Genomic DNA, 17,192 nt, shown 5'->3' with positions numbered 1-17,192 from the left:
GGCTTGCTTTTTCTTGAACCGTTCAGGGTAAAATTGGTAACAGATTCTTACAGACCACAAAGGGAGCTTGTCGTAATGATCGTAGGAATCGACTTGGGGACCACCAACAGTCTGGCCGCCGTCTGGCGCGGTGATGCCGCAGAATTGGTGCCCAATGCCCTCGGCCAGTTGCTGACCCCCAGTGTGGTCGGGCTGGATGATCAGGGCCGTGTCCTGGTAGGCCAGGCTGCCAAAGAGCGCCTGCATACCCACCCGCATCTGACCACCTCGCTGTTCAAGCGCTATATGGGCAGTGCCACCGAAGTCCGTCTGGGTGACCGCTCGTTCCGCCCGGAAGAACTCTCGGCACTGGTGCTCAAAAGCCTGAAGGAAGACATCGAGCGCACCTACGGGCATACCGTCACCGAAGCCGTGATCAGCGTGCCCGCGTATTTCAGCGACGGCCAGCGCAAGGCCACGCGTATCGCCGGTGAACTGGCCGGGCTCACGGTTGAAAAACTGATCAACGAACCCACCGCCGCCGCCCTCGCCTACGGCCTGCATCAGCGTGACAAGGAAACGTCATTCCTCGTGTTCGACCTGGGTGGCGGTACGTTCGACGTGTCGATCATCGAGCTGTTCGACGGGGTAATGGAAGTGCGCGCCAGCGCGGGGGACAACTTCCTCGGCGGCGAAGACTTCGACACGCTGTTGCTGGAACACTTCGTCGACAGCCAGCGCAACACCCAGGGTTTCCCACCCACCAGCAGTGTACTGCAGGCCCTGCGCCGCGAAGCCGAGCGCGTACGCAAGGCATTGGGCCAGGACGACAGCGCCGACTTCGCCTTGCGTGTCGACGGCCAGCAATGGGTGAAAACCATCACCCAACAGGAACTGGCCAAGCTCTATACGCCCCTGCTCGAACGCCTGCGTGCGCCGATTGAACGGGCGCTTCGCGATGCGCGCATTCGTGTAGGCGATCTTGATGAAATCCTGCTGGTGGGCGGCACCACGCGCATGCCGCTGGTGCGCAAACTCGCCGCCAGTCTGTTCGGGCGCTTCCCGTCCATCAGCCTTGATCCAGACCAGGTAGTCGCCCATGGCGCGGCGATTCAGGCGGCGCTCAAGGCCCGATCCGCGGCGCTGGAAGAAGTCGTGTTGACTGACGTATGCCCGTACACCCTGGGTATCGAAACCGCCAACCAGTACGGCAGCCACATCGAAAGCGGCCATTACCTGCCGCTGATCGAACGCAATAGCAGCGTACCGGTGAGCCGGGTTAAAAGCGTGGTCACCCTTTCCGACGATCAGTCGCGCGTGCTGCTGAAAATCTATCAGGGCGAAAGCCGCCTGGTGAAAGACAACATCGAGCTGGGCCAACTGGAAATCCCGGTACCCAAGCGCAAGGCCGGCGAGGTCTCGCTGGACGTGCGCTTCACCTACGACAACAACGGTCTGCTCGAAGCCCAGGTGAGCATCCCATTGACGGGCGAGCAGCATTCGCTGGTGATTGAGAACAATCCGGGCGTGCTCAGCCCGCAGGAAATCCAGCAACGCCTGCAAGCCCTGGCACTGTTGAAGATTCATCCGCGCGACCAGCAGGTCAACACGGTGCTGACCGCCCGCCTCGAACGCCTCTACCAGGAAAGCCTGGGCGACTTGCGCCAGCAACTGGGCCACTGGGCCGCGCAATTCCAGCAAGTGCTCGATACCCAGGACGAACGCCGCATCCGCGAGGCCCGCAGCGAACTGACCCGACAACTTGAGCAACTCGATAACGGGTTCTGGCGCTGAGGCTTAACGACATGGACTGCTGGACAGTATTGCAACTGGCCGATGATGCCGACGAACGTACGATCAAACGCACTTACGCGCGGCTGATCAAAAGCTGTCGCCCGGACGAAGATGCCGAGGGTTTCCAGCGCTTGCGCGAAGCCTATGAGCAAGCGCTGAGCTCTGCGCGCTGGCAAGCCGAGCATCAGCAGGAGGAAGAAGAGGAGCGCCAGGCCGACGTCGTCGAACAAAGCCATGGCCACTTCAACGACCTGGCCGAATTAATGGACGTGAGCACGCTGCGTCCGGCGCCTCTTGACGCCCGCGAACCGGACCCGGCACACGCCCTGCTCCAGGGCGTTGATCCGCAAAATCTCGATGAACGTTGGGCCCAGGCCCAGCAGCAGGGTTGTGGCGACGCCTTTCAGGCCGGGCTGTTGCGCCATTGCTTCGAAGCACCTGGCGAGCGCAGCGCCATCGTCCATTGGGCGATGCAACACCTGGAATGGCTGACGCCCTGGCAACGCGTGAGCATGCCGCCGTGGCAACACCAGGCACTCGTCAGCCAATTGCAGCAGGAATACCATCATCATCTGCAAACACTGCTGGAGCAAAAAGCCGAGCGCGAGTTCATCACCTCGTTGACCCAGTACAACAGCCAGCCCTGGCTGCGAATATTCGACCTGCAGCAACAATGGCAGCAGAGCATTCTGCGCCTGCTGCACGACACCCAATGGAGCGTGCCGCTGTTCGAGCGCGTGTGCCAGGTGTTTGGCTGGGACGACCAGCAAGGCATCCACCCGGAGCCCGCCTGGCTATGGCGCGAGCTGGTGTCGCGCTGCGAGCAGGAAAGCTTCTACACCAACCTTCAGGAAAAGGCCCAGGACACCCGCCGCATGTCCGTCGACGCCCAGGCCGCGCGCTTGCTGCTGACACCGATGTCTGCGACAGAACAACTGCGCCTGATCAAGGGCTTCAGCGAGGCCCACTGGAACGCGTGTCAGCAACTCGGCGAAACCTTGACGTGGCGCTACCCGCAACTGCTGGAGCGACTGCCTGAGGCCGACGCGTTTTTCTGGCGCAAATTCATGGCCCGACCGATCTACATCCAGGCGTTTATCCGACTGTGGGCAATCTTCGCATTGGGGACGGGCCTGAACCTGATCCACGACGAATCCGCAAAGCTGGATGCTAGCGCGGCGGTGATAATGCTGGCGTTGTCGATCGTACCGGCGGCGATCAGTTTTCGCCTCACCCAGATGTGGGTCGCCACGAGCTGGTCTCTTATTGTTCAAGACCTGTGGCTGAGCCAGCGCCTGATCCCCAAGCGACTCAATCCCAACGGATACTGGCTGGTGCTACGCCATGGCGTCCCCCAACTGTGCATGCTGCTGGCCTGCGGGGCGATACTGGGCGTACTGGGTATGGTGACCTACGCCGGGATGGTGCTGATCAACCTGCTGCACACAAGGCGCATCGGCCAGATGAGCGCCAAAGCCAGCCAGTACCCGTGGGTGAACGGCTTGCACTGGGCATTCTGGAGCCCGCAGCAAGCGGTGTTCCTGGTAGTGATGGTGGCGGCAATCCTCGCCGCCCAGTATTACCTGCCGACCGTGCCCTGGACCCACCTCAACCTGCCGCTACGCTGACCTCGCCAGCCGGGCCTGGGTGCAACGCTCAGGCTCGGTAACTTGCGTTCGATCATCGCCCACAACCCGCTCTCCCCCACTTTCATCGCCCCCGCACCGCCGCGCACCATGGCCGCCACCTGCATAAACCCAATAACAACAGGTTCGAAACCATGAGCACTTTCCACCCGCGCCGGCTGTTGCTGGCAACTGCGGTCGCCAGTCTTGCCCTCCCCGTGGTCGCTGAAGAACACGGCTTTCTCGAAGATGCCAGCGCCAACCTCAACCTGCGCAATTTCTTCTTCAATCGCAACTACACCAACCCGACCAAAACCCAGGGCGGCGCGCAGGAGTGGACGCAAAGTTTCATCTTCGACGCCAAGTCCGGGTTCACCCAGGGCACGGTCGGCTTCGGGGTGGACGTGCTGGGCCTGTACTCGCTCAAGCTCGATGGCGGGCGCGGCACCGGCGGCACTCAGTTATTGCCGCTGGACCACGACGGCCGACCGGCCGATGAGTTCGGGCGCTTGGGCGTGGCGTTCAAGGCGCGTTTTTCGAAGACGGAGGTGAAAGTCGGCGAATGGATGCCGGTGCTGCCGATCCTGCGCGCGGACGATGGCCGCTCACTGCCGCAAACCCTGCGTGGTGGGCAGATCACGTCGAAGGAAATCGAGGGCCTGACCCTGTATGGCGGTCAGTTCCGTGCCAACAGCCCGCGCGACGACAGCAGCATGGGCGACATGTCGATGACCGGCAAACCTGCGTTCACCTCCGACCGCTTCAATTTCCAGGGCGCCGAATACGCCTTCAACGACAAACGCACGCAAGTCGGGGTATGGAATGCCCAGCTCAAGGACATCTACCGCCAGCAATTCGTCAATCTGATCCACAGCCAGCCGGTGGGCGACTGGACCCTGGGCGCCAACCTGGGGTTCTTCTACGGCAAGGACGACGGCAGCGCCCGCGCCGGCAGCCTGGACAACAAGACCTGGTCCGGCTTGTTATCGGCCCGCCACGGTGGCAACGCCTTTTACGTCGGCCTGCAAAAGCTCACCGGCGACAGCGCCTGGATGCGGGTCAATGGCACCAGCGGCGGCACCCTGGCCAACGACAGCTATAACGCGAGCTACGACAACGCCGAGGAAAAATCCTGGCAAGTGCGCCACGACTACAACTTCGCCGCCCTTGGCGTACCCGGCCTGACCTTGATGAACCGCTATATCAGCGGCAGCAACGTGCACACCGGCACGGTGACCGACGGCAAGGAATGGGGCCGCGAAAGCGAATTGGGCTACACCGTGCAAAGCGGCAGCCTGAAAAACCTCACCCTGCGCTGGCGCAACTCCAGCATGCGTCGCGACTACAGCAACAATGAGTTCGATGAAAACCGGTTGATCGTCAGCTACCCGATAAGTCTGCTGTAAACCGGCGCCGCAGTTACTGTATGGTGCGCGCCTGCCGCTGCTGATCGCCCCAGCAGCGGCCTTTTATTCGGGCCCGCGCACAGCATGAAAACCTTCGCTACAGCACTCGCAGTGTTTGCCCTGGCCCTGGGCCTGGCCGGCTGTATCGGCGCGCCCATCGCCCTGACGCCGCAGACCGAGCAGCGCCTGCAGGCCCAGGCGCCGATCCGCTTCCTGCTGACCTTCGATGATGGCCCCAGCGCATCGGGGTACAACAACCCGAGCCGTTCGGTGATGGCCGACCTGGCGCACAACCCGGTGCTGCCAGGGATCAAGGCGGTGTTCTTCCTGCAGACCGAAGCGGCACGCTCCGGCGGCAGCGCCCGAGGGCGCAAGACCATGGAGCGTGAGTATGCCGCCGGCCATGTCCTGGCCTTCCATACGGCGACGGCGTTTCACACCAACCACCGCTGGCTGAACGATGCCGAGCTGGAACGCACACTCACCGAAGGCGCCGCGCACATTGCCGCCATCACCGGCACGCCGCCCCGGCTGGTGCGACCACCATTCTGGAACTACGACCGCCGCACCTTCGCCGCCTACCAGCGCCACGGCATGCAGGTATTACTGACCGACCTGAGTGCCAATGACGGCAAAATCTGGGGCTTCAACGCCAGCCCGCGCCGCCGCGCCAACCTGTACCGGCAGCTGTCAGTGGTGCGTGAACGCATAGCCTTGGGCGAGTTGCCGTCGGTGGACGGCGTGATACCGGTGGTGGTGACTTTCCATGACATCAACCGCTACACCGCGCGGCATATGCAGGAGTACCTGCAGATCCTGATGGACAGTGCACGCATCAACGGGATGACTACCGCCGCCGAGCCGTTCTACACCGACACCGCTGCGCTGCAACGCGCGGCGCTGGCACGCACGGTCAAGGACGTGAACGAGCCGGTGCATCTGCCGGGGGTGTGGAATTGGGTGTGGGATGCCGATATGCGTTGATGCCTGAATGTGGGAGGGGGCTTGCTCCCGATAGCGGTGGTTCAGCCACTACATCTGCTGACTGACACACCGTCATCGGGAGCAAGCCCCCTCCCACATTTGCCTGTGTTCCAGAGTCAGGTCTCGCGTGATTCGACACCCAACTCATCCCACACCGACTCGGCCAGATGAAACGTCGCATTCGCCGCCGGTATGCCGCAGTAGATCGCGCTCTGCATCAGCACTTCCTTGATTTCGGCGCGGGTCACGCCGTTGCTCGCGGCGGCACGTAGATGCAGCTTCAACTCTTCTGTGCGGTTCATGCCGATCAGCATGGCAATGGTGATCAGGCTGCGGGTGTGCCGGGGCAAGCCTGGACGGGTCCAGATGTCGCCCCAGGCATGGCGGGTGATCATTTCCTGGAACTCGCTGTTGAATTCGGTCAGCGCGTTGAGGCTGCGCTCGACATGGGCGTCGCCCAGCACGTCGCGGCGCACTTGCAGACCTTCGGCATAACGTTGTTTCTCGTCCACGAAAAGCTCCTCAGCGGCCCAGCAGAAATTCAATGACGCGGTCGCTGAAGGCAGCGCCGGCCTGGACATTGGACAGGTGCGCCGCATAGAACTCGGCGTATTCGGCGCCCTGTACATGGTTCTGGATAAAGTGGCTGCCGGCCGGCGGTGTTACCGCGTCTTCCGTGCCGGCAATCGCCAGGGTCGGTACCTTGATCGACGCCAACTGCTCACGGAAATCGGCATCACGCACCGCCGCGCAGTTGGCGGCATAGCCCTCGGGCGAGGTGGCCGCGAGCATGTCGGTGATCTGCTTGGCCTGGTGGGGATGGGCGGCGGCAAAATCGGCGGTGAACCAGCGTGCAATCGAGGCATCGCGCAGCGCGACCATTGCCGCCGCGCCATCGCGCAAGACCATGTCGATGCGCGGGTTCCACACCTCTGGCGTGCCGATCTTGGCGGCGGTGTTGCACAGCACCAGGCGGTGCAGCCGCTTTCCTGCGTTGATGCCCAGCCACTGGCCGATCAGCCCGCCCATGGACAACCCGCAAAAATGCGCGCGCTGAATATCCAGCGCATCCAGCAACGCGAGCACATCCTGGCCCAGTTGTTCGATGCTGTAGGGCCCTGCGGTGACCAGGGACTTGCCATGGCCACGGGTGTCGAAGCGCAGCACACGAAAATGCTCGGTGAACGCCGGGATCTGGATGTCCCACATATGCAGGTCGGTGCCCAGGGAATTGGACAGCACCAATACCGGCGCATCAATGGGCCCATCGAGTTGGTAATGCAGTTCGCCCTCGGCGAGTTGTACGAAAGCCACAGCGGTCTCCTTACGCAGTCAATCCAAAGTGTTCGGTCACGGCGCGGCTGACCCAGGTCTGAGCCTGGCCCAAGTAGTGGGCCGGGTCGAGCAAACGGTCCAGTTCGGCCGAAGACAGCTCGGCGGTGATCTGCGGCGCGTCCGCCAGCACAGCACGTAAATGGCGCTGTTCGGTGACGGCGCGCTTGCAGCACTGCTCCAACAGGTGATGCGCGGTTTCACGGCCCAGGCGTTGGGCCAGCACGATGCTGACGGCTTCGGCCAGCACCAGGCCCTGGGTCAGGTCGAGGTTGCGGGCCATGCGCGCGGCATCCACCTCCAGGCCTTCGCTGAGCAGCAGCGCCTGTTGCAGTGCACCCGATACCAATCGGCAGATCTCGGGCAAGGTTTCCCATTCGGCATGCCACAGTCCCAGGCTGCGTTCATGCTCCTGGGGCATGGCACTGAACAGCGTCGACACCAGACCGGGAACGCGGGTCGCGGCGCTGATCAGCACCGCAGCGCCGACGGGGTTGCGCTTATGGGGCATGGTTGACGAACCGCCCTTGCCCGGCGCCGAGGGCTCGAACACTTCCGCCGCTTCGGTTTGCATCAACAGGCTGATATCGCGGCCCAGCTTGCCAAGGCTGCCGGCGATCAGGCCCAGCACGCTGGCGAACTCCACCAGGCGATCACGTTGCGTGTGCCAGGGCTGTTCGGGCAAGGCCAGTTGCAGCTCGGCGGCCAAGGCCTGTGCCACCGGCATGGCCTGCTCGCCGAGCGCCGCCAGGGTGCCCGAGGCCCCGCCAAATTGCAGCACCAGCAAACGCGGTTTCAATTCCACCAGCCGCTGACGACTGCGCGTCACCGCGCCCAGCCAGCCGGCGATTTTCATGCCTAGGGTGACGGGCGTGGCGTGTTGCAGCCAGGTGCGGCCTGCCAAGGGTGTCGACGCATGCCGCTGCGCCTGGGCGGCCAGCACATCGCCCAACCGCGCCAGGTCCGCTTCGATCAACCCCAGCGCGCGGCGCAACTGCACCACCAGGCCGGTGTCCATCACATCCTGGCTGGTGGCGCCCAGGTGCACATAGCGCTCGGCCCCGGCATCTGCCTCGGCAATCAGCTTGCCCAGCGCCTTGACCAATGGAATCGCCGAGTTACCCGCCGTGGCAATCGCCACGCTGAGCGCGTCCACGTCATACAACGAGGCCAGGCAGGCCTGGGCAATCGGTGCCACGGCGGCCTGCGGGATCAGCCCGACCTGGGCCTCGGCCCGGGCCAGCGCGGCCTCGAAATCCAGCATGCCCTGCAGGCGGCCCTGGTCGCAGAACACCTCGGCCATGCTGTCAGCGGTGAAGTAAGCGTCGAACAGTTGGTTGCTCGTGCGCAGTGTCATAGCTCATCCCTTACAAATCATGGTGCAAATAAGCGGCCTGTTTGGGCAGACGCAAACTGAACAGGAACGCCACCGCCATCATCGCGGTGACGTACCAGTAGAAGGTGTTTTCCATACCGATGGACTTCAGGCTCAATGCGACCACTTCCGCCGAACCGCCGAACACCGCGTTGGCCACGGCGTACGCCAGGCCCACGCCCAAGGCGCGTACCTGGGGCGGGAACATCTCGGCTTTGACCAGGCCGCTGATGGAGGTGTAGAAGCTGACGATCGCCAGGGCCAGGGTAATCAGGACAAAGGCCAGGAACGGACTGGTGACGGTTTTCAGGGTCAGCAGGATCGGCACCGTAAACAGCGTGCCGAGGCCGGCGAACCAGAGCATGGAATTGCGCCGGCCGATCTTGTCGGCCAGCATGCCGAACAGTGGCTGCATGCACATGTAGAGAAACAGCGCGCCGGTCATGATGTAGCTGGACGTCTTGGCGTGCATACCGACGGTGTTCACCAGGTACTTCTGCATGTAGGTGGTGAAGGTATAGAAAATCAGCGAGCCGCCGGCGGTGTAGCCCAGCACCGTGATGAACGCTTTGCCGTGGTCACGGAACAGCGCGACGATACTGCCGGCGTCCTTGTCTTCACGCATTTCCTTGCTGGTGGTTTCCTTGAGGGTGCGACGCAGCAGCAGGGAGATCACCGCCGCAATGGCGCCGATCACGAACGGAATCCGCCAGCCCCAGGCGCGCAACTCTTCTTCGGTGAGGATCTGTTGCAGGATCACCACCACCAGCACCGCCAGCAACTGCCCGCCGATCAGGGTCACGTACTGGAACGAGGCGAAGAAACCGCGCTGCCCCTTGAGCGCCACTTCGCTCATGTAGGTGGCCGTGGTGCCGTATTCGCCACCCACCGACAACCCCTGGAACAGCCGCGCCACCAACAGCAGCGCCGGGGCCCAGGCGCCGATATCCTTGTAAGTGGGCAGGAAGGCGATGACCAGGGAGCCGGCGCACATCATCAGCACCGAGATCATCATTGAGTTCTTGCGGCCATGCTTGTCGGCCACCCGGCCGAACAGCCAGCCGCCGATGGGGCGCATCAGGAACCCGGCGGCGAATACGCCCGCGGTGTTGAGCAGTTGAACGGTGGGGTCGTCCGACGGAAAAAACGCCGGGGCGAAGTAGATGGCGCAGAAGGCATAGACGTAGAAGTCGAACCATTCGACCAGGTTGCCGGAGGAAGCACCGACAATCGCAAAAATCCGTTTGCTGCGTTCTTCTCCGGTGTAGTGACTGGTTTTTGTTGTCATGGTTTTTACTCAATGGGAACGGTTATAGCCTAGACATACTTGGCAACAACCATGTTCCGCAAGCAGACTTTTCGGCCAGTGTTGCCTGGGAGGGCCCTATCGGGGGCAAGCCCCCTCCCACACTTGATAGGCGGCGCGGTCAAAATGTGGGAGGGGGCTTGCCCCCGATGAGGCCCTCCAGCCAACTCAGTAATCGAAGAACACCGTTTCCTTATCTGTCCCTTGCAAAATGACATTCCACTGATGCACACCCGCCGCATCCGGCTTGGCAATCAAGGTACCGCGCCGCTCAGCCGGCACACACGCCAGCAGCGGGTCATCCCCATTCAACGCTTCACCGTCAAAATAAATCCGCGTCAGCAGGTGCTTCACCAAACCACGGGCAAACACCAGCACGACCAGATGCGGCGCCTGGGTCGTGCCCTTAAGCCCCGGCACGCTGCCCGGCTTGATCGTGGTAAAGCTAAAGCGCCCTTCGGCGTCCACCGGCACGCGGCCGAAGCCTTCAAAGTGCGGGTCCAGCGCTTTGTCCTGCTCGTCTTCAGGGTGGGCGTATTTGCCGGCGGCGTTCGCCTGCCAGACCTCAAGCATGGCGTCGTTGACCACCTCACCGTTACCGTCCAGCACCTGCCCGCTGATCGCCACGCGCTCGCCGAGGGTGGCGGCGACGGTCAGGTCTTCGCGGTTAAGCCAGGTCAGGCCGATGTGGTAATACGGCCCGACGGTGTGGGACGTGGTTGCGTAAAGGCTCATCTCATTTCTCCATCGGCGTGGCGTCGCGGCCGCGCAAGACGATGTCCCAGCGGTAGCCGAGGGCATAGGAAGGAATGGTTTTTTCCAGGTCGAAACTGGCGATCAAGCGTTGCTTGGCGCGGGTGTCCGGCACACAGTTGTAGATCGGGTCGTATTCCAGCAGCGGGTCACCGGGGAAATACATTTGCGTGACCAGGCGCGTCAGCACACTCGGGCCGAACAGCGAAAAGTGGATATGCGCCGGGCGCCAGGCGTTGTGGTGGTTGCCCCACGGGTAGGCGCCGGGCTTGATGGTCTGGAACTGGTACCAGCCGTCGGCGTCGGTGACGGTGCGCCCGGTGCCGCTGAAGTTCGGGTCCAGCGGCGCATCGTGCAGGTCGCGCTTGTGGTTGTAGCGACCGGCGGCGTTGGCTTGCCAGATCTCCACGAGGATGCCCGGCACCGGCAGGCCGTTCTCGTCCAGCACACGCCCGTGAACGATGATGCGCTCGCCCTGAGGCTCGCCTTCATGCTGGGCGGTGAGGTCGTTGTCCTGGGCATCGATGCGCTCGGCACCGATGGTCGGGCCGGTGATTTCCGACAACGAATGGGGCAGGAACACCAACGGCTGGGACGGCGAACGCAGGTTCGTCGACTGGTAGGCCGGGTGCAGGTAATCAGGTTGAGTGCCCGCTTGCGGGCGCCGGTAACCGGGCTTGTCACTCATGGAGCAATCCTCTCTTGTTAGATGCGTTCAATCGCCAGGGCCAAGCCTTGGCCGACGCCCACACACATAGTCGCCAGGCCTTTACGGCCGCCGGTTTTTTCCAGCTGATGCAGGGCGGTCAGTACCAACCGCGCGCCGCTCATGCCCAGGGGATGGCCCAGGGCGATGGCGCCTCCGTTGGGGTTGACCTGGGGCGCATCGTCGGCGAGGCCCAGCTCGCGCAGCACTGCCAGGCCTTGGCTGGCGAAGGCTTCGTTGAGCTCGATCACGTCAAAATCGGTGACCGCCAGGCCTAATCGTTCCACCAGTTTGCGCACCGCCGGCACCGGGCCGATGCCCATCACACGCGGGGCGACGCCGGCGCTGGCCATACCCAGTACCCGGGCGCGGGCGGTGAGCCCGTGTTTTTTCACCGCCTCGCCAGAGGCCAGGATCAGCGCGGCAGCGCCATCGTTGACACCTGAGGCATTGCCGGCGGTCACGGTTTTGTCGGGGCCATTCACCGGTTTGAGTTTGGCCAGCGCCTCCAGGGTGGTGTCCCTGGGATGCTCATCGTGCTCCACCAGGGTTTCGCCTTTTTTATGGGCGACCCGCACCGGTACGATTTCTTCGGCGAAGAAGCCGGCAGCCTGCGCGGCGGCGGTACGTTGCTGGCTGCGCAGGGCGAACGCGTCCTGGTCGGCGCGGGAAATGCTGTAGTCGTCGGCGACGTTATCGGCGGTCTGCGGCATTGCATCCACGCCGTACTGGGCCTTCATCAACGGGTTGATAAAGCGCCAGCCAATCGTGGTGTCTTCCAGTTTCATACTGCGCGAAAACGCCGCGTCGGCCTTGCCCATCACGAACGGCGCGCGGGACATCGACTCGACGCCACCGGCAATCGCCAGCTCCATTTCGCCGCTGGCAATCGCGCGAAAGGCCGTGCCGATGGCGTCCATGCCCGAGGCGCACAGGCGGTTGAGGGTCACGCCTGGGGTAGTTTCCGGCAGGCCCGCCAGCAGCAGTGCCATGCGTGCCACGTTGCGGTTGTCTTCGCCGGCCTGGTTGGCGCAGCCGAGGAAAACTTCATCAACGGCATTCCAGTCCACCGTCGGGTTGCGCTCCATCAGTGCCTTGATCGGCAAGGCCGCCAGGTCATCGGCACGCACCGTGGACAGGCCACCGCCGAAACGACCGATGGGGGTTCGGATAGCGTCACAGATAAAGACATCACGCATCAGGCTTCTCCCGGCGCTTGGCCATGGGCGGCCGCGGTGCGGGCCTCAAGGTCACGCAACGCGCTCAGTTCAACCTCGGTCGGCTCGGCGGTGGTCTCGACCTGCTCGGCAAAACGAATGGCCCAGCCGGTCGCCGCTGTCACCTGCTCACGGGTCACGCCCGGATGCAACGCGGTCACCACGAACTCATGGGTGCCCTCCTCCGGCTCCATGATGCACAGGTCGGTAATGATGCCGACGGGACCGGCGCCCGGCAGGCCCAGGCGTTTACGCGAATCGCCACCTTCGCCGTGGCCGACCGAGGTGATGAAGTCCAGTTTGTCGACAAACGAGCGGGACGACTGTTTAAGGATGATCAACACGCTCTTGGCGGAACCGGCGATCTCCGGCGCGCCGCCGGCCCCCGGCAAACGCACCTTGGGCTGGTGATAATCGCCGACCACGGTGGTGTTGATGTTGCCGAAACGGTCAACCTGAGCCGCGCCAAGAAAGCCCACGTCGATGCGCCCGCCTTGCAGCCAGTAGCGGAAGATCTCACCGGTAGGCACCACCGTATCGGCGGTTTCCGCCAGCTCACCGTCGCCGATGGACAGCGGCAGCACCGATGGCTTGGCGCCAATCGGGCCGGACTCGTAGATCAATACCACGTCGGGCGAGGAAGTCAGGCGCGCCAGGTTGGCCGCCTTGGACGGCAGGCCGATGCCGACAAAGCACACCGAGCCGTTCTTGAGGCGGCGCGCGGCGGCGACGGTCATCATTTCATTGGTGGAGTAAGCCATCACTTGGCCTCCTGCGCAGCAGCCAGCTTGGCCTGGAATTCACTGAAGTCGGCGGTGCCGTGGATGTATTCGTCGATCCAGGCGGTAAACGTCCCACGGTCGCGGGCAATCGGGTCCCACGCCTGGTAGAAACGGTTGTCCCGCTCGTTGTAGCCGTGGGCGTAGGACGGATGCGCGCCACCGGGTACGTGGCACACGGCGGTAAGGGCCCAGGTCGGCAATACGCAGCTGTTCATCGGCGCGTTCAGGTCATCGACGATTTCCTCGACGGTGACGATGCAGCGCTTGGCCGCCAGGGCCGCCTCTTTCTGCACGCCGAGAATGCCCCAGAGCAGAACGTTGCCCTTGCGGTCGGCCTTCTGCGCATGGATCACCGTGACATCCGGGCGTACCGACGGGACTGCCGCCAGCACCTCGCCGGTGAATGGGCAAGTGACCGTCTTGATCAGCGGGTTGACCTTGGGCAAGTCGGAACCGGCGTAGGCACGCAACACCGCAAACGGCAGGCCGGAGGCGCCGGCAACGTAGGCATTGGCCAGGTCGGCATGGCTGTGTTCTTCGATCTCCAGTGGCTGCGGCCAGCGTTTTTCCACGGCGTCGCGCAGGCGATGCAGGGAACCCACGCCAGGATTGCCGCCCCAGGAAAAAATCAACTTGCGCGCACAGCCGGCACCGATCAACTGGTCGTAGATCAGGTCAGGCGTCATGCGCACCAGCGTCAGGTCTTTTTTGCCCTGACGAATGATTTCATGACCTGCGGCTGTAGGGATCAGGTGAGTAAAGCCTTCGAGCGCGACGGTATCGCCGTCGCTCACGAAACGCTTGACCGCATCACGCAGGGTGAGAATTTCAGCCATGGGGTTGGGCTCCCGGTGTTGATCGAAAAAGGCGCTGAGGTGGCGCCGAAGTGCTTGAAGATTAAGCCGGGGAAATGGGTGGAACAATCCGATAATCGACTCAGTGTTCGATTATCGAACGAATTGTTGCCTACCTAACCTCCTCAACGAACACGATCCAATGTGGGAGGGGGCTTGCCCCCGATAGCGATATATCAGTCAGGAATTAGTCAACTGACCCACCGCTATCGGGAGCAAGCCCCCTCCCACAGTTAACCGCGCCAGAGATCAGGTCGCATCGGCATGGCTGACCATGCCTTTGATCACCACGGCAGCGGTGGCCAGCGCAGCCGGAATTACCAATGCCGTCAGCACCTGCTCGAAATTCCAGCCCAGGCCCAGCAAGGTAGCCCCCATCCACGCCCCCAGAATTGCACCGAAACGGCCAATACCGAGCATCCACGACACACCGGTGGCGCGGCCTTGGGTCGGGTAGAAACGCGCGGCCAGGGAGGGCATCGCCGATTGCGCACCGTTGACGCACATCCCGGCCATCAGCACCAGGGTGGCCAGTAAGGTGATATTGCCCAGGCTTTGCCCTACCGCGTAGGCAAATACCCCGGCCAGCAGATAGAAGGTGCCGATCACCTTGTGCGGGTTGAACCGATCCATCGCCCAGCCCACGCCCACTGCGCTCAATACGCCGCCAAACTGGAACAAGGCGCCGATGAACGCGGCCTGTTCCATGCTGGCGCCACTGTCGCGCATCAGGGTTGGCAGCCAACTGGTGAGCAGATAAACGATCACCAGGCCCATGAAGTAGGTGAGCCACAGCAACAAGGTGCCGGCGCTGTAGGTGCCAGAGAAAATCACCGCGAGCACGTTGCGTGTCTTGACGGTCTTCTGCTCCGGCACGCTGAAGGCGCTGGCCTGGGCAACGATAGCGGGCTCAATAGGAGACAGGGTTTTGCGCACCTTGTCGGTGCCACGGTTACGCACCACCAGATAACGCGCCGATTCCGGCAACCACACCAGCAGCACGGCGGCCAGGATCAACGGCAGTATGCCGCCGATCAGCAACAGGCTGTGCCAGCCGAACGCCGGGATCAACTTGGCCGAGATAAACCCGCCACCGGCCATGCCCAGGTTGAAGCCGCAGAACATGCTGGTCACCAGCAGCGACTTGTGCCGCTCGGGGGTGTATTCAGAAAGCAGCGTGGTGGCGTTGGGCATGCCGGCGCCCAGGCCCAGGCCCGTCAGGAAACGCAACACCAGCAGTTGGTCGACATTGCTGCTGTAGGCCGATGCCAGGCTGAAGGCGCCAAACACCAGCACCGCGCCCACCAGCACGCCTTTACGCCCGAAGCGGTCGGCCAGCGGGCCGGAACCCAGCGCGCCGAACACCATGCCGATCAATGCGGCGCTCATCACCGGACCGAGGCTGGCGCGGTCGATGCCCCAGTCCTGGGACAGCGCGGGCGCGATAAAACCCATGGCGGCGGTGTCGAGGCCGTCGAGAAAGACAATCAGGAAACACAGGATCACCACACGCCATTGATAACGCGACAACGGCTGGGCGTTGATGAAGGACTGCACGTCCAAGGTGGTACCGACAGAGGGCTGATTCATTATTTTTATTCCACACCGATGGCGGGTCAGCGACCGGGGTCGCCGTTATTATTGGAGCGCTTGGGAGCGCTGCCGCACATTAATGAGCCAGGGGAAACAGCGTCAATCGATCAAGCCGGGATCTGTGCGGTCACCGAACACTTAGGCAAACAGTTGCGTACTCAGCTCGCGGCTGGCGCTGAGCATGCTCGGCAGGAAGCGCTGCTCCAGCTCGCTGCGGCTGACCCGCCCGGCATGGGTACTCACATTGAGTGCGGCCAACACCTGGCCGGACGCGTCGTACACCGGTACGGCGATGGAGCGCAGGCCCTGCTCCAGTTCCTGATCGACGATGCACCAGCCTTGCTGACGAACCTGTTGCAGGCATTCGAACAAAGCCTCGGGCGTGGTCAAGGTGCGACTGGTCTTGGTTTGCAGGTCGGCGTGGTCGAGATAATCCTGCAGCGAGGCATCGTCCAGGGCGGCCAGCAGGATACGGCCCATGGAGGTGCAGTACGCCGGCAAGCGGCCGCCCACGGAAAGGTCCACGGAAATCAGGCGCTGAGTGGTGGCGGAACGGGCGATGTACAGAATGTCATCGCCTTCGAGGGTCGCCATGTTGCAGGCTTCGTGAAGTTGTTCGCTCATGCGGTCCAGATAAGGCTGGGCCGACACGGCCAAGGGCGTCGATGACAGATACGCATGGCCAAGCGTCAGCACCTTGGGCAGCAACGAGTAGGTACGGCCATCGGTGGTGGCGTAACCGAGTTTGATCAAGGTGTGCAGGCAACGGCGCACGGCGGCGCGGGGGATTTCGGTGCGGTGGCTGATCTGGGCGATGGTCAGGTGACGCTTGCGCTCCTGAAACGCCTGCACCACGGCCAGGCCACGGGCCAGGGAGGTCATGAAGTCCGGATCACCCGTGAAGGCTTGGATGCGCTTGGCGGGTGAGGCCACGATCGGCGGCGCCACGGACGCGAAAGAATTGCGCAATTGATCGTTCATTGCAGGGATCCTTTTTCTTGTTTTCAACCACAGAAGGGCTGGCTGTCATTTCTAGCCGCGCCAGTAGAGATGTACAAGACGGGGCCGGCAACATTGGGCGATTATCGGACGATCATTCGATTATCGCAATTTTCAGCGGCCAAGCCTGTTTCAAAGCCTTATGGAAGAAAAACCAGATGACCATGGATAGATATGTTCAGCCAACACTTACGTTGTGATGTAACAAAACCCGCATATGAAGTTGATGCTTTTTAACTTTATGCCGATAGCGTTATTCACATGCATCGCTATAATGCAGCCTGTGCAGAGGTCAGCCCAATTTACCTGTTGGGATCAGAGCTCGCCCGGCGCCGCATACTCGAGCGCAGGGTCGATTAAAGTATTGGATTGAAAAAGCGACCTCGGGTCCCCACTTCAAACTTGGACAGTCCGTCTGTTCAAGTTCGTACACCCCAAGGCGGCCTTTTGGCATGACGTTGCACTTTTATTAAACTCAACTCAATTA

Annotated in this window: 15 protein-coding genes; 4 read left to right on the top strand and 11 right to left on the bottom strand. The window is 62.5% G+C overall.

The genetic code is table 11. The features are described 5' to 3' along the window. The first annotated feature begins 75 nt into the window (after positions 1-75). From C4J89_RS06775 to C4J89_RS06755, 4 genes are all read left to right on the top strand, one after another. Complete coding sequence (locus C4J89_RS06775) at positions 76-1,773, top strand: molecular chaperone HscC (RefSeq protein ID WP_124361679.1); 1,698 nt, start codon at positions 76-78, stop codon at positions 1,771-1,773. An 11-nt stretch (positions 1,774-1,784) separates the two neighbouring features. Further along, entirely contained in the window at positions 1,785-3,401 is a 1,617-nt protein-coding gene (locus C4J89_RS06770; RefSeq protein ID WP_124414053.1) for a J domain-containing protein, read from the top strand. 152 nt (positions 3,402-3,553) lie between these two features. Then, the gene (locus C4J89_RS06760) at positions 3,554-4,804 is read left to right on the top strand and encodes an OprD family porin (protein WP_124414051.1); all 1,251 of its coding nucleotides are present in this window, start codon (positions 3,554-3,556) and stop codon (positions 4,802-4,804) included. A gap of 84 nt (positions 4,805-4,888) precedes the next feature. Next, entirely contained in the window at positions 4,889-5,788 is a 900-nt protein-coding gene (locus tag C4J89_RS06755; RefSeq protein ID WP_124414050.1) for a polysaccharide deacetylase family protein, read from the top strand. A gap of 116 nt (positions 5,789-5,904) precedes the next feature. Here C4J89_RS06755 and pcaC read toward each other — a convergent pair whose 3' ends face one another. From pcaC to pcaR, 11 genes are all read right to left on the bottom strand, one after another. Further along, positions 5,905-6,300, bottom strand: coding sequence for a 4-carboxymuconolactone decarboxylase (gene pcaC, locus C4J89_RS06750; protein WP_124366168.1), 396 nt, complete (start codon positions 6,298-6,300; stop codon positions 5,905-5,907). Positions 6,301-6,310: 10 nt separating this feature from the next. Then, positions 6,311-7,102 (bottom strand): 3-oxoadipate enol-lactonase, encoded by a 792-nt coding sequence (gene pcaD / locus C4J89_RS06745; RefSeq protein ID WP_124414049.1) that lies wholly within the window; start codon positions 7,100-7,102, stop codon positions 6,311-6,313. A gap of 10 nt (positions 7,103-7,112) precedes the next feature. Next, a complete protein-coding gene (locus C4J89_RS06740; protein WP_124414048.1) occupies positions 7,113-8,477 on the bottom strand; it encodes a 3-carboxy-cis,cis-muconate cycloisomerase in 1,365 nt (454 codons plus the stop codon). A 10-nt stretch (positions 8,478-8,487) separates the two neighbouring features. Then, a complete protein-coding gene (locus tag C4J89_RS06735) occupies positions 8,488-9,783 on the bottom strand; it encodes an MFS family transporter (protein WP_065886164.1) in 1,296 nt (431 codons plus the stop codon). Between the two features lie 186 nt (positions 9,784-9,969). Then, entirely contained in the window at positions 9,970-10,536 is a 567-nt protein-coding gene (gene pcaG / locus C4J89_RS06730) for a protocatechuate 3,4-dioxygenase subunit alpha (protein ID WP_124414047.1), read from the bottom strand. 1 nt (position 10,537) lies between these two features. Further along, positions 10,538-11,242 carry a protocatechuate 3,4-dioxygenase subunit beta gene (pcaH, locus tag C4J89_RS06725; RefSeq protein WP_124414046.1) on the bottom strand — a complete coding sequence of 235 codons (705 nt, stop codon included), beginning with the start codon at positions 11,240-11,242 and terminating at the stop codon, positions 10,538-10,540. A 17-nt stretch (positions 11,243-11,259) separates the two neighbouring features. After that, a complete protein-coding gene (gene pcaF / locus C4J89_RS06720; RefSeq protein WP_177413025.1) occupies positions 11,260-12,462 on the bottom strand; it encodes a 3-oxoadipyl-CoA thiolase in 1,203 nt (400 codons plus the stop codon). Beyond that, a complete protein-coding gene (locus C4J89_RS06715; protein ID WP_177412742.1) occupies positions 12,459-13,241 on the bottom strand; it encodes a CoA-transferase subunit beta in 783 nt (260 codons plus the stop codon). The genes pcaF and C4J89_RS06715 overlap by 4 nt, the downstream gene beginning before the upstream one ends. Further along, complete coding sequence (locus C4J89_RS06710; RefSeq protein ID WP_124414044.1) at positions 13,238-14,095, bottom strand: CoA transferase subunit A; 858 nt, start codon at positions 14,093-14,095, stop codon at positions 13,238-13,240. The genes C4J89_RS06715 and C4J89_RS06710 overlap by 4 nt, the downstream gene beginning before the upstream one ends. Before the next feature lie 267 nt (positions 14,096-14,362). Continuing rightward, positions 14,363-15,703 (bottom strand): MFS transporter, encoded by a 1,341-nt coding sequence (locus tag C4J89_RS06705; RefSeq protein WP_124361667.1) that lies wholly within the window; start codon positions 15,701-15,703, stop codon positions 14,363-14,365. Between the two features lie 141 nt (positions 15,704-15,844). Then, positions 15,845-16,687, bottom strand: a complete 843-nt coding sequence (gene pcaR, locus C4J89_RS06700) for a pca regulon transcriptional regulator PcaR (RefSeq protein WP_124361666.1) — start codon at positions 16,685-16,687, stop codon at positions 15,845-15,847. Positions 16,688-17,192 lie beyond the last annotated feature (505 nt).

This window comes from Pseudomonas sp. R4-35-07, from assembly GCF_003852235.1.
GTDB lineage: Bacteria > Pseudomonadota > Gammaproteobacteria > Pseudomonadales > Pseudomonadaceae > Aquipseudomonas.
The sequence above is the reverse complement of the archived record's forward strand: the minus strand, read 5'-3'. Positions and strand labels throughout refer to the sequence as shown.

Coding starts and splice junctions, on each gene's coding strand:
- C4J89_RS06775 (WP_124361679.1), top strand. CDS start 76: ATGATCGTAGGAATCGACTTGGGGACCACCAACAGTCTGGCCGCCGTC.
- C4J89_RS06770 (WP_124414053.1), top strand. CDS start 1,785: ATGGACTGCTGGACAGTATTGCAACTGGCCGATGATGCCGACGAACGT.
- C4J89_RS06760 (WP_124414051.1), top strand. CDS start 3,554: ATGAGCACTTTCCACCCGCGCCGGCTGTTGCTGGCAACTGCGGTCGCC.
- C4J89_RS06755 (WP_124414050.1), top strand. CDS start 4,889: ATGAAAACCTTCGCTACAGCACTCGCAGTGTTTGCCCTGGCCCTGGGC.
- C4J89_RS06740 (WP_124414048.1), bottom strand. CDS start 8,477: ATGACACTGCGCACGAGCAACCAACTGTTCGACGCTTACTTCACCGCT.
- C4J89_RS06735 (WP_065886164.1), bottom strand. CDS start 9,783: ATGACAACAAAAACCAGTCACTACACCGGAGAAGAACGCAGCAAACGG.
- pcaG (WP_124414047.1), bottom strand. CDS start 10,536: ATGAGCCTTTACGCAACCACGTCCCACACCGTCGGGCCGTATTACCAC.
- pcaH (WP_124414046.1), bottom strand. CDS start 11,242: ATGAGTGACAAGCCCGGTTACCGGCGCCCGCAAGCGGGCACTCAACCT.
- C4J89_RS06710 (WP_124414044.1), bottom strand. CDS start 14,095: ATGGCTGAAATTCTCACCCTGCGTGATGCGGTCAAGCGTTTCGTGAGC.
- C4J89_RS06705 (WP_124361667.1), bottom strand. CDS start 15,703: ATGAATCAGCCCTCTGTCGGTACCACCTTGGACGTGCAGTCCTTCATC.
- pcaR (WP_124361666.1), bottom strand. CDS start 16,687: ATGAACGATCAATTGCGCAATTCTTTCGCGTCCGTGGCGCCGCCGATC.